Raw genomic sequence first — 12,806 nt, forward strand, 5'->3', positions numbered from 1 at the left:
ACTTGGCTGCTGTTGATGTTGCTCCTGTGGCTCTAACTGCTCCTGCGATCAACGGTTAATCGTTTCCTAAACTCGATTAATCTTAAAAAAAGACCTCTCCTAGTGGGAGGTCTTTTTTTGCTTGGATAGGCGATCGCATTGTTCGTCTGACTGCTAATTTTGGGCGAGATCGCTGCAAATTCTAGTTTAACGCAACTATTTTTCTGCCAGAAGCGATCGCCATTATCATAGAGTTACTCAAGCGCATTTTCTTTGCCCCCAGCTACCCATGTCTCCCCCAACACTCCGATGGACAACCCGCGACCTTGAGGCGCTCCCCGATGACGAGTGGGTGCGCCGCGAAATCATTGACGGAGAATTATTTGTGACCAGAGCGCCCCACTATAAACATCAGCAAACGATTAGAAAGATTCTGAGACTGCTAGACACTTGGTCAGAAGCTACAGGCTTAGGGGAAGTCATTTTGACACCGGGTGTGATTTATACAGATACAGATAATGTCATTCCCGATTTGGTGTGGGTTAGCCGCGATCGCTTAGCCCTGCTCTTAGACGATGCCGGACATCTGACAGGATCGCCCGAACTCGTCATCGAAATTCTCTCCGAAGGCAGTACCAACGAGCAGCGTGATCGCTCGGCAAAGCTCAAACTCTACTCCCAACAAGGTGTATGCGAATATTGGATTGTGAATTGGCAACTCAAACAGGTTGAAGTCTATCGGCGTGAGGATGCAAAGTTAACCCTCATCGTCACGCTGTTCGAGCCAGACGAACTGACTTCACCTTTGCTGCCCAATTTTTGCTGTCGCGTAGCGCAGTTCTTTGTGTAGTCGTGAAGCAAATTCCCCACAGTCACTATCACTGGAATCGAGGCGTTGGCAGGTTTTTTGAGGGTTGGTATTATCGGGTGACGTTGCCTGAGATTCAACAGTCCTTTGCCTTTATGTACGCGATCGACGATCCCCAAGGACATACGCCCCATAGTGGCGGTTCCGTACAGGTTTTAGGGATTGATGACAAACAGATTTGGCGCACTTTCCCAAATACAAAAGATTTTCATGCAGACCGCGATCGCCTGTATTTAGAACATTGGAATCGCCGAGGCGAAGGTTATAGCGCCAGCGATCTCCACAATAAAGGCAAAATATCCGATCCTGTCCATGGCGAATGCGATTGGGATTATGAAATGGTCAGTGTGGATGGCTGGGGCAATCCAAAGCGACCGACAGCTACAATGGGGTTTTATTCCTATCTGTCTATATTTGAGCCAGGGTGGCAGATCTTAATGGCAAGGGGATTGGCTACAGGTGCGATCGCATGGCAAGGCAAAACCTATGAGTTCGCGAATGCTCCTGCCTATATCGAAAAGAACTGGGGCAGATCCTTCCCTAAAAAATGGTTTTGGATCCAGTGCAATGCCTTTCCAAACCATGAAGACCTGAGCATTACGGTAGCAGGCGGTATCCGCGAGCATTTTGGCATCGCAACCCAAGTGGCAATGGTTGGAATTAACCACCAAGGTAAGTTTTATAACTTCATGCCTGAAAATAGCGAAATTCACTGCAAGATTCAGCCTTGGGGAGACTGGCAGATCGAAGCCTCCAGTAAAAATCAGCAGGTTGAAATTATTGCCAAAACAGAGGATCTGGGCACTTGGATTATGGTTCCGTCTGCTACAGGACTGCAATACCTCTGCCGCGATACGACTAAAGGTAGTCTTCAGGTCACATTAAAATCTCAAGGTCAAACCATCAAAGCTACGAGTCAGCTTGCAGGCCTAGAAGTTGGCGGTGAGCCTTGGTCAGAACCTTGGGAGTTTAAGTCGGCCAAATTATGAGCGGCAAAGCATTCGGAGCATAAGCGATTACAAGCTAATGAGATTGACTCCTGAATGCTTCATCCCTAAAGTTGCTGAAAATATTGATTTGATTTTCGGGTCTAACGAAACATACTACTGACAGAAGTATCTTCGTGAACGCGCCAGATGGTTTCGCCCAGTAAATCTGCTACAGACAAAACTTTGAGCTGGGGAAAATAGGAATCGCTTGGCACGGGAATTGTATTTGTAACAATGATCTCTTCAAATACACCACTAGATAAACGTTCGATCGCTGGTGGAGAAAACACCGCATGGGTGGCACAGGCATAGACCTGTCTCGCACCTACTTTACGGAGTAGCTTAGCAGCCTCATAGATCGTTCCCGCCGTATCGATCATGTCATCCACAAGCACAGCGGTCTTACCTGCGACATCACCGATCACATTCATTACTTCTGCGACATTATGACCTTGACGGCGCTTATCAATAATGGCAAGGGGTGAGTCATTTAACTTTTTCGCAAAGGCTCTGGCACGGGCTACACCCCCCACATCTGGGGAAACCACAACTAGATCGGGTAAATGCTTTTTATTTAAGTAGTCAAATAAAACGGGGCTACCGTAAACATGATCGCAAGGAATATCAAAATAGCCCTGAATTTGGGATGAATGCAGATCCATGGCAATAATCCGACTTGCACCAGATTGCACGATTAAATTAGCCACTAGCTTCGCTGTAATCGATTCTCTGCCAGCGGTTTTGCGATCGGCACGGGCATAGCCGTAGTAGGGCAGCACTGCCGTAATTTGACGTGCTGAGGCACGACGGCAAGCATCGATCATAATCAGCAGTTCGGTCAGATGATCGTTGACAGGGCGACAGGTGGGTTGAATTAAGTAAACATCGCAACCCCGAATCGATTCCTGTACTTGAACGTATATTTCCCCGTCCGCAAAACTTTTGCGAACCATGGGACAGAGTCCCATCCCCAAATATTTAGCTATTTCCTGAGCTAGTGGTAAATTTGCAGAACCAGCGAAAAGTCTGAGTCTGTCTTCACTGCTAGTAATGGGTAATAAGCTAGATTTGTGCCTAGTCGTTGTTAATTGAGTCACCGCAGTTGAGTAAAACGTTACGTTGGCAAGCTATCTATGTCTAAGATGTCAATCACAAGGTTAAACATAGCTAACTCATCTTAGCGCAAGTTAGATTGTCGCTTTATGGGTTACCTAAAGTGCTATCTAGGTGGACGACGACGTTGTAAAAAGTCTGGAATGTCCAAGCCTGGCTTACTTAGCTTAATCTCAGAGGTTTGTTGCTGAGAAGGGCTGGGTATGCTAGGGGGTTTCACGGGTATTTGTTTTTTTAAAGGTTGGGGAGAGGACGCACTAGATTTATTAGCAAATCCAGTTGCAATCACGGTAATTCTGACTTCTCCTTCCATTTTTTCGTCGATCACAGCCCCAAAAATAATATTGGCGTTGGGGTCAACCACCTCGTAAATGGTCTCGGCTGCGGCATTGACTTCATGCAGGGTGAGGTCAGAGCCACCCGTAATGTTAAAGACAACCCCACTGGCACCTTCAATTGAGGACTCAAGCAATGGCGAGGAAATTGCTGTCATCGCAGCTTCACGAGCGCGAGACTTACCAGAGCCCGTGCCAATACCCATCATGGCTGAGCCAGCATCGGCCATCACAGCCCGAATATCGGCAAAGTCTACATTTACCAAACCAGGGATGGTAATCATGTCTGAGATGCCCTGTACCCCCTGGCGCAAGATGTCATCGGCTACCCGAAATGCCTCTTGGACAGGAGTTTGCTCTGAAATTACGGTGAGTAGCTTGTCATTGGGGATCACAATCAGCGTGTCTACACGACTTTGTAAGGCTGCAATACCTTCTTCTGCCTGCTGACTGCGACGTTTGCCCTCAAAGGTAAAGGGGCGAGTTACTACACCCACGGTTAATGCACCTGCTTCCTTGGCAACCTCGGCAATAATTGGGGCAGCACCCGTACCTGTGCCTCCTCCCATACCTGCGGTGATAAATACCAAATCTGCCCCTTCTAGGGCGTGAGCGATATCATCGCGAGATTCTTCAGCGGCTTTTTGCCCGATCGCTGGATTTCCCCCCGCACCTAACCCTCTGGTTAGTTTTTGCCCCATTTGAAACCGCTTGGATGCGGCCGATTGCAGAAGTGACTGAGCATCTGTATTGACACACCAAAATTCAACACCTGCGACATCACTAGCAATCATGCGGTTTACAGCATTGCTACCGCCACCGCCCACGCCGATGACCTTAATCTTAGCAATGCTACCCAACATAATATTGTCTTGTTTTGAATCAATGCCTAACTGCTGCTTCATGTCATTACGCGAATAACTTAGGTGTAGTCCAGAATGATTAATTTGCTCAGGTGTTTCATCAGTCATTTGTCTATTGTCTGATTGCTTATCCTTGGCATTCTCATCTTCAGAACCATCGGAATTAAAATCTGACCAGTTATTTTTAGATATCATTATGGATGACTGGAGAAAATAAGAAAAGAAGCAGTTACACTTCCGTACATATTAATGCTAAATAAGCATAAATTTTATTTAAGGTGAAATAAGTATAGATTTTATAAATCAAGCAACTTGTGGTTAATTTACGATATTGGCAAAAATACATTTTGCATGTGAAATCATGGTTTGTTTTAAGATGACTTATTGTCTTTAGGTTTGGGTTGAGATGGATGGTTGAGCACAACGTTACCCAAATCTCTCAAATCTACATAAGCTGGCTCTTTTAGTGGCTGTTTTTTGGGTAAATTACGCATTTTATCTAGATATGCCAGTTGCTCGGCAAACAGTTTGCTTTGATATGGACCGAGGTGAGCTACTGCAAATTCTGTGGTTAAAATCAAGTTAGATTCATCCCTTCCATCAATCTGTGAAATTTTGACGGGGCTTTGGCTGACTTGACGATAGAGTACCGACCATTGAGCTTGAGAAATGGGACGATCGCTAGCCTCTAAGATCGTTAGTTCTGGCTTGGTAACTGAGGATGGATAAACTTGAAGGGGCATCCATTTACCGCCCTCATCTAAAAATCCTGTCTTGCCATTACGGGTAGCGATCGCCACAGGAGAACGCTCTTGAACTTTAATGGTGAGGCGAGAGGGAAAAACAGTCCGCGTGACAACAACATTTTGAACTGGGGCAGAGTTTTCTAACTGAGCAGCGATCGTTTCTGGCTGTACCTGAAAAATTGACTGAGGATAGGAAATTTGGAGCTGCCTTTTGATCGTCTCTTTTGAAAGTAGGTGATTGCCTTCTATATCAATTTGATTGGCGTTACGCAGTTGCCATTCTGGTAAGGTAGCAAGCCACAACAATCCGCCTGTGACACCTGTAATAAAGGTGAGTTGCCAAAGACGCTGGATTAACTTGATGCGCCGATCTTTTCGCAGGCTCTTACGGCGTTCAGCAAAGTCTGAATGATGTCGAGCGATCGCTGGGATCGAAATTTCTTCTTTAATATTCATAATCTACTCGATGTCAGTTTTTGCGATCGCACGGAATCGATCGCGCTTGGGGATCGCTCTTAGGGACTACTGTGAAACTGACGCTCAAGCATCTCAATAATCTCTTCACGCTTTAAAGTCAAAACTGACTGCTCAAGTTCAGAAGCAATCAAATGAGGTGGATGATGATTAGGTCGATCGCGATCGGAAGTAGAAGAATTGTCCTGCTTACTGAGTGATTGCAGTGCTTTCATAAAGAAAACAATTGCACCCAGTATAAGTAATGCGGATACTGATATATAGGTTAGTGCTGCGATCACCATAGCTGGCTTAAATATATTTCTAACAACAATAGTTTACGACATCAGAATTTTCAACTGAGTTTACGGCTGCAAGGGCAATCAACATGTTTGCTTAACGACATTTTGTCGGAATTTAAAGGCTTGCGATCGCAGATAGAATAAGTCAAAGCGAGTCAGCATAGGCATAGGTGATTCTACGTTCATGCTCTCTATCGCTATAATTAAGTTTGGTTAAATATGATTTAGAGGTTTTACACGATATGCTTGAGCAGGGAACGATCAGTATCCACACCGAAAATATCTTTCCCATTATCAAGAAAGCTCTTTATTCAGAGCGAGACATTTTCTTGCGGGAATTAATTTCTAATGGCGTGGATGCAATTAGTAAGTTAAAAATGGTGTCTTACGCGGGTGAAGTAACAGACATTCCAGAGCCTGAAATCTCAGTTACGGTTGATAAAGAAAAACACACGATCTCCATTACAGATAACGGCATTGGTATGACTGCGGACGAAGTGCGCAAATATATCAACCAAGTTGCCTTTTCGAGTGCCGAAGAATTTATCAGCAAATACACCAACTCTGGCAGTGGCGATCAACAAATTATCGGTCACTTTGGTTTGGGCTTTTACTCGGCATTTATGGTGGCAAGCCGAGTAGAAATTGACACCCTTTCCTATCGAAAAGATGCAGAGGCGGTACATTGGTCCTGTGATGGCACCACCACATTTACGTTGGACGAGAGCGATCGCAAGACCGTAGGCACAACGATCGTGCTAACCCTGCAAGAGGATGCTGAAGAATTTTTAGAGGTTGGGGAAACCAAGCGCATCATCCGCAACTACTGCGACTTCATTCCCGTCTCGATCAAGCTGAATGATGAGGTCGTCAACAAACAGACCGCTCTTTGGGATCGTTCACCTAGCTCCGTAACAAAGGATGAGTACCTAGAGTTTTACCGCTATCTCTACCCCTTTCAAGACGATCCGCTGTTTTGGATTCACCTCAATACGGATTATCCATTCATTATTAAAGGGATTCTCTATTTCCCCAAAATTAAAGGCGATATTGACCCTAATAAGGGACAAATCAAGCTCTATTGCAACCATGTCTTCGTTAGCGATAACTGCGAAGAAGTGATTCCTCGCTTTTTATTGCCCTTACGAGGCACGATTGATAGCTCGGATATTCCTTTAAACGTTTCGAGAAGCTTTTTGCAAGGCGATCGCAAGGTTCGCAAAATCCAAGACTATATTGCTAAGAAGGTTGGGGACTATCTCTGTCAGCTCTATACCGACTCCCGCGAAGAATTCTTGAAGTGTTGGAAAGATATCAGCCTATTCATGAAGTTTGGCTCGATGAATAGCGATAAGTTTTATCAGCAAGTCAAGGAAATCTTGGTTTACCCCACCACCTATGAGGCTGAAACGGATAACGCCGAGATCGGTCACTACACCACTCTACAAGCCTATCTGGAGCGCAATAAAGAAAAGCACGAAAACCAAGTGTTTTACAGTTCTGATGCGATCGCGCAAGCTACCTATATTGAGTTACACAAGGGTCAGGGCTTAGAGGTCTTGACGTTTGACACTTTCATCGACAGTCATTTCATCCATTTCCTCGAAGGAGAGTTTCGCGATGTTAAATTCTCTCGGGTGGATGCCGATATCGACGATCGCCTGATCAACCAAGACTCTAAAACTGAACTGGTCGATCCTGCAACCAATCAAACTAAGAGCGATCGCATCCAAGAACTGTTTCGCCGTGCCTTAAACAAACCTAAATTAGTCATTCGTACGGAAGCACTGAAAGCTGAGGATTCTGCATCTTCTCCACCTGCGATGATCCTATTACCTGAAACAGCTCGACGGATGCAAGAGATGGCAGCGCTGCTCCAGCAGACTACAAATACGGCGTTTCCTGAAGATCACATCTTGCTGGTAAATACATCGCACCCTCTAATTCAAAATCTTTTGAATTTAGATCAGAACAAAATTGTGACCGCAGCAGGGCAGCCCTCGGAATCGAGTGGTCTAGCAGACTTGATTTGCAATCATGTCTACGACCTTGCGCTGATGGTACAAAAGAGCTTTGATGCCACCAGCATGAAGGCGTTTTTAGAGCGTTCTAATACACTCTTAACACAATTGACGAAGTAGGAAGGGAAAGCGACAAGCAAATAAATGGCGATCGCCATTCGCTTGTCGCTCTTTCTACAATCCTCTGAGTAATTGGCATAGAGACCCTCGTGATGCCAATCATCTTCCCTATGCCATCTACAGTTACGATTAAGATTTGCTGAAGACTTTATAGGCGATCGCACCTAGGAGCATTGCACCCAAGACAGGAATCCAATTATAGCGAATCCAGTAAAGGAGAGTATTGAAAAAATACAGTGCCTCGCGAGATACCCAGACAGCAATTACGATTGCGCCGACAAAGCAAGCAAACATCATCAGAATTTTTGACAGACGCATTCTTTAATTCCTCGCTATTTTGAGACCTCAGACGCGATGCGATCGCAGGGATATCTCAGTCTCACACTTAACCTGTGAGTGGTTTAGCCTGTGAGTCACCAACGACTCTACTGATTATGGCTTTGAAGTTACACTCAAACTTCTACTAAATCAGCCTTATATAAGAAGGTTGCAGGATCTGAGCTATCCTAAAAAATATGATTTTGCAGAAGGTATTCACTAGAAACCTTTCCTAGTAATAACAGGATTTCTGCGCTTGTGTCAAGCCTAAATAGATTGGTGATTATACTTGTGTTAACTCAGATATTCAAGAACGCCTTAGGGGAAAAAATTAAATCAAAGTTAATCCCCATTAGGAATTTCCTTTTAAAAAAGTTTATTCAAGTTGACGGCAAAATCTCAGTAGGATATCAGTATAGAAGTCTATTCAATAAAAAAGCTGAAGGTATTGTCAATAATACAATCTCTCAGATCGATGGAACGATAAGATCAAATATCAATCTTAGGGAAACACCTCATATTCTATTTGTTACGGAAAAATGGTGCGATTGCAATCCATTCATGGGAACTACAAATAGCGAGCATAATCTATTTGGTTCGCTGGCATCATCTGGTTTAGCAACGCAGGCGCGATTTCATTTTGATGAGTATTATTACGAACATCATGATGCTGGGGATATTGCCTTACTAGAAACATGCCTCAACACAAGTCCCGATGTTGTCGTTTTAACTTGGTGGCATGGCAAGATTTTTTCTTTCTTTCCTTACAATCCCAAGTTAGAAACCTTAAAGATAATTGCAACGGAGCTTAAGATTCCTATCGTAGCCATCTGGTTTGATTCGGTACTTAGTAAGGTCATGATGATCGCTGAGACCGTCTTACCATACGTTGCGTGTAATGTGATTTTGGACTCTACTGTTAGCTACTTGGGGAAAACGAATCATCCTGAAAAGTATTTATCATTATGGACTCCTCAAGATTCTAAGATATTTAATAATCCTAAGCTTGAAAGAGATATTGATATTTGTTTTTTAGGTAGCACGCATGGTTATGCCGATCGGATTGAGGGTATTACTGCGCTTAGGGATAATGGCATCCATGTTTATCAAGCAGGAGGGCAGAGAGAAAATCACCTATCTGTAGAAGAATATGCCAGTATTCTGATGCGTTCTAAGATTGTGCTTAACTTTAGTTACGCAAGGTCTCAAAATGTTGTCCAAGCGAAGGGAAGAATTTTTGAAGCGACCCTATGCGGAGCCATGTTACTAGAGTCAGAAAACTCGGAAACAGCTAAATGGTTTGAGCCGTTTGTGGATTATGTCCCATTTGTCGATGCATTCGATCTTGTAAAACAGGCTAAATACTACCTAGCGCAAGAAGATGAACGCAGGGCGATCGCGCAACGAGGGCATTACAAAGCTACAACAAATTATACTGGAGAAATTTTCTGGCGTATTATTTTAGACAAGACGAGGGCATGGAAAAGAGATTGATTCAACTCAGTTTTTTTCGATGACCGATTACAGTAAAGTAAAGAACTGGAAAATTAGAATATCGATATTTTTGAAAATGGAACTTGGTTTTGACATTCTCAAATCCCAAGACGCAGACAAACTCTTGGATGATTTTGGGAGTAAATGCCCACCAAGATACTTTGTGCTCAGATTTCTTGGCACTGGGTAAAAAAGTCATGACCGCCTGTCCAAAAGAGAGGATATATAGCAAGAACCTTTTGATGCCCATGGGCTCAACCACAACTATGGTTTCTTTGGTTACCCTAGATGCCATTTCTAACGCTAAAAAAGGATCGCGCACATGTAAAAGAATACTTCCAAACACGGAAATATCAACCATCCCAATCTCTTGGGGAATGGTATAGACGGTTCCATGTACAAATTTTGCTTTAGAGTGAAAAACTCGGTGACAGAACCAGTAGGCATTATTGAGTTCTCTTGCTCTTTGTTTATCTTCTACTAAAAGCTGTTTCCAGTCATACCCAGTATGGGGGACAACATCCCAAGCATAATCTTCCGAAAGATCGTAAGAGATAACTTCAGCGCCTTGATTCTCTATAAAAAAAGAGAGACATCCATTGGCTGCGCCTACATCTAGTACTCGCTTATCTTTAAAATTAGTTCCGCCAAGGTAAGCCTCTAGATTGCCCCTAAGATCCCATTCCCCCTCAACCACACCATGATCGGGAATTTCCATCGTGTGATAAAATCCACATTCCTTGAGGTCGGTGACAACTTTTGGGAGAGCGTAAATATCTTTTTCAGGAACTTTTTCAGACATAGTTAACCGTTCTTGAGCGATCACTTTACTGATAAGGGTAGCATAGGAATAATATTAAGTCTTGAACTACATTACCCTCACAAACATACACTCATAATTGATGAAAGCTCATATCTTAGTTACAGGTGCATCAGGCTATCTCGGCTCAGTTCTTTGCGAACATTTGCTTGCGGCTGGTTATCGAGTTACTGCTCTAGATAACCTAATGTTCGGGCAGCATTCGCTGTTTCATTTTTGTGCCAATCCTAACTTTGAGTTTGTAAATGGCGATGCCCGAGATGAAGCCTTAATCAAGGAATTGCTTGAAAATGTTGATGTCATTATTCCCCTTGCCGCGATTGTAGGTGCACCCGCTTGCAATCGCGATCGATATCTTGCGAAGTCGGTTAACTTAGAAGCCATTCAGTTAATCAATCGCTTGCGGAGTCCACAACAACTTGTTGTTTATCCAACCACTAACAGTGGCTATGGTACAAAATCGGGAGATACCTACTGCACAGAGGAAACACCACTTGAACCAATTTCTCTGTATGGTCAGACAAAGGTAGAAGCAGAGCAAGAGATCTTAAATGCCCCAAACACAATCACGCTAAGGCTAGCTACGGTGTTTGGTATGTCACCGAGAATGCGCTTGGATCTTTTGGTTAATCACTTTGTTTATACAGCGGTTACAGACAAGTACATTGTGATTTTTGAGAAAGACTTTAAGCGTAACTACGTTCACATTCGCGATGTTGCAGATTGCATGATTTACTGTATTGAGCATAGCGATCGCATGGTGGGGCGTCCCTATAATGTTGGGTTAGATGCTGCCAACTTGTCTAAAGAAGAACTTGCCTTAAAAGTAAAGGAATATATACCTAGTTTCTACATTCACTTTGGAGCGATCGGTAGCGATCCAGACAAGCGCAATTACATTGTGTCAAACCAACGGCTACGCGAAGCAGGTTTTGAAGCAAAACGCACCTTAGACGATGGAATTAAGGAACTGATTAAAGGCTATCGGATGTTAGGACGAGGACAATTTAAAAATATTTAAAAAACTCAGACCGAAGGCGACATTCTGAAGTGCTAATAGAAAGCATTTATCTGATTTTTATGGTATGCGGGCAGAATGCCCGCAACGAAAACAAGTATTTCACTCGCAATTTCTCCAGAGAAATTGGCATTCAAAAAGGATTGCAATGCAAATGGTAATAGGTCAGCTAATTTCACTTTTGAGAAGTAAACCCTTAAAGTACTTTATAGCAGCTTTGTTTTGCACGCTCCTTATTGCTTCAGTCTTAGCTTTGAGGTTGGAAAGTGCCAGTCTATTTAAGCTGGTGGTCTCATTTCTGCAATCTCAACCATTGATTGCTCCAATCATTTTTATTCTGATATATATACTTGCGACCTTGGCACTTCTTCCAGCCATGCTCTTAAATTTAGAAGCAGGTGTGCTTTGGCATCCTTTTTGGGGCAGTATTTTTTCTATGATCGGATCGATTGGAGGGGCAGTTTGTGCATTTCTAATTGCTCGATATCTATTGAAAGATTATTTGGATTCCAAATTGAGAAGCCCTACTTGGGAAAAAATTAATCAAAAAGTCCAAAAAAATGCTTGGGAAGTCGTTGCTTTTATAAGAATTAATCCGTTTCTATCAATTGGACCTGTCAATTATCTATTTGGGATTACCTCAATACCTTTATCAACATATACTTGGGCAACAGCTATATTTTTAGCACCCCCAACCATTTATTTTGCAATTCTTGGCAACAGTATAGGAAACATAACAACGACTGGTTTAAATCAGTCTCATATCAGGGATCTAATTATTATTTCGTCAGCGATCGCCCTATTTTTGATGCTTAAGATTTTGAGTAAAAAAATTATTGGAGATCGTAATGTGTAGTCAATCTTTACAAGAAAATCGACCAGTTGCACTTTCTGTGGTTTTGTCATTTTGGAATGAAGCAGAAGTTCTAGAAGAACTCACATCTAGGTTGCATCGCATTCTAGACGAAGAATGTCAAAAGGGAACGATTCACAGCTATGAATTAATCTTTGTGAATGATGCATCTACGGACAACTCCGAACCGATTTTACGGGAATTGGCGCAGGTACATAGGGATATCAAAATAGTTACGATGTCGCGTAAGTTTGGGGTCTCCCCCTGTGTTTTGGCTGGCATGGAGTGTGCATCAGGTGAAGCCCTAATCTATATGGATGCTGATTTACAAGACCCTCCTGAAGTAATTCCTAAAATACTCCAAGTTTGGAGAAACTTGGATGATATCGATATCGTTCATACCGTGCGAACAAAAAGACTAGGTGAGTCTGCTATAAAACTCTGGATCACTCGGATTGGCTATAGAACCCATTTGAGATCTTAAGAAGTGGCTGCAAGTCTCTTCAGCATTAGC

Annotated in this window: 13 protein-coding genes; 7 read left to right on the forward strand and 6 right to left on the reverse strand. The window is 43.2% G+C overall.

Translation table 11 applies throughout. From position 1 onward, the window contains the following. Nucleotides 1–268 precede the first annotated feature (268 nt). Nucleotides 269–829: a Uma2 family endonuclease gene (locus V2H45_RS22545; RefSeq protein ID WP_330485941.1), complete on the forward strand. Its 561-nt coding sequence runs from the start codon at nt 269–271 to the stop codon at nt 827–829. Between the two features lie 2 nt (nt 830–831). After that, the gene (locus tag V2H45_RS22550) at nt 832–1,836 is read left to right on the forward strand and encodes a tocopherol cyclase family protein (protein WP_330485942.1); all 1,005 of its coding nucleotides are present in this window, start codon (nt 832–834) and stop codon (nt 1,834–1,836) included. A gap of 101 nt (nt 1,837–1,937) precedes the next feature. On the opposite strand, the gene V2H45_RS22555 is transcribed toward V2H45_RS22550, so the two are convergent. The 4 genes from V2H45_RS22555 to V2H45_RS22570 form a co-directional block, all read right to left on the reverse strand. Next, nucleotides 1,938–2,933, reverse strand: a complete 996-nt coding sequence (locus V2H45_RS22555; RefSeq protein WP_330485943.1) for a ribose-phosphate pyrophosphokinase — start codon at nt 2,931–2,933, stop codon at nt 1,938–1,940. A gap of 122 nt (nt 2,934–3,055) precedes the next feature. Further along, on the reverse strand, nt 3,056–4,342 hold the full coding sequence (gene ftsZ / locus V2H45_RS22560; protein WP_330485944.1) for a cell division protein FtsZ: 1,287 nt from the start codon (nt 4,340–4,342) through the stop codon (nt 3,056–3,058). Nucleotides 4,343–4,518: 176 nt separating this feature from the next. Then, nucleotides 4,519–5,349 (reverse strand): cell division protein FtsQ/DivIB, encoded by an 831-nt coding sequence (locus tag V2H45_RS22565; protein WP_330485945.1) that lies wholly within the window; start codon nt 5,347–5,349, stop codon nt 4,519–4,521. A 59-nt stretch (nt 5,350–5,408) separates the two neighbouring features. Beyond that, a complete protein-coding gene (locus tag V2H45_RS22570) occupies nt 5,409–5,582 on the reverse strand; it encodes a hypothetical protein (RefSeq protein ID WP_330485946.1) in 174 nt (57 codons plus the stop codon). A 308-nt stretch (nt 5,583–5,890) separates the two neighbouring features. Here V2H45_RS22570 and htpG point away from each other — a divergent pair, with 308 nt between their 5' ends. Then, nucleotides 5,891–7,789: a molecular chaperone HtpG gene (htpG, locus tag V2H45_RS22575; RefSeq protein WP_408648870.1), complete on the forward strand. Its 1,899-nt coding sequence runs from the start codon at nt 5,891–5,893 to the stop codon at nt 7,787–7,789. Nucleotides 7,790–7,918: 129 nt separating this feature from the next. On the opposite strand, the gene V2H45_RS22580 is transcribed toward htpG, so the two are convergent. After that, nucleotides 7,919–8,107 carry a hypothetical protein gene (locus V2H45_RS22580; protein WP_330485948.1) on the reverse strand — a complete coding sequence of 63 codons (189 nt, stop codon included), beginning with the start codon at nt 8,105–8,107 and terminating at the stop codon, nt 7,919–7,921. Between the two features lie 258 nt (nt 8,108–8,365). On the opposite strand from V2H45_RS22580, the gene V2H45_RS22585 reads away from it, so the two are divergent. Continuing rightward, a complete protein-coding gene (locus tag V2H45_RS22585; RefSeq protein ID WP_330485949.1) occupies nt 8,366–9,601 on the forward strand; it encodes a glycosyltransferase in 1,236 nt (411 codons plus the stop codon). A 1-nt stretch (nt 9,602) separates the two neighbouring features. Here V2H45_RS22585 and V2H45_RS22590 read toward each other — a convergent pair whose 3' ends face one another. Then, a complete protein-coding gene (locus tag V2H45_RS22590) occupies nt 9,603–10,403 on the reverse strand; it encodes a class I SAM-dependent methyltransferase (protein ID WP_330485950.1) in 801 nt (266 codons plus the stop codon). A gap of 100 nt (nt 10,404–10,503) precedes the next feature. On the opposite strand from V2H45_RS22590, the gene V2H45_RS22595 reads away from it, so the two are divergent. From V2H45_RS22595 to V2H45_RS22605, 3 genes are all read left to right on the forward strand, one after another. After that, nucleotides 10,504–11,442: an NAD-dependent epimerase/dehydratase family protein gene (locus V2H45_RS22595; protein WP_330485951.1), complete on the forward strand. Its 939-nt coding sequence runs from the start codon at nt 10,504–10,506 to the stop codon at nt 11,440–11,442. A gap of 145 nt (nt 11,443–11,587) precedes the next feature. Further along, nucleotides 11,588–12,295, forward strand: a complete 708-nt coding sequence (locus tag V2H45_RS22600) for a TVP38/TMEM64 family protein (protein WP_330485952.1) — start codon at nt 11,588–11,590, stop codon at nt 12,293–12,295. Continuing rightward, on the forward strand, nt 12,288–12,776 hold the full coding sequence (locus V2H45_RS22605; RefSeq protein WP_330485953.1) for a glycosyltransferase family 2 protein: 489 nt from the start codon (nt 12,288–12,290) through the stop codon (nt 12,774–12,776). Before V2H45_RS22600 ends, V2H45_RS22605 begins: the two co-directional genes overlap by 8 nt. Nucleotides 12,777–12,806 lie beyond the last annotated feature (30 nt).

The sequence above is a fragment of the Tumidithrix elongata BACA0141 genome (assembly GCF_036349135.1).
Classification (GTDB): Bacteria; Cyanobacteriota; Cyanobacteriia; order Pseudanabaenales; family Pseudanabaenaceae; genus Tumidithrix; species Tumidithrix elongata.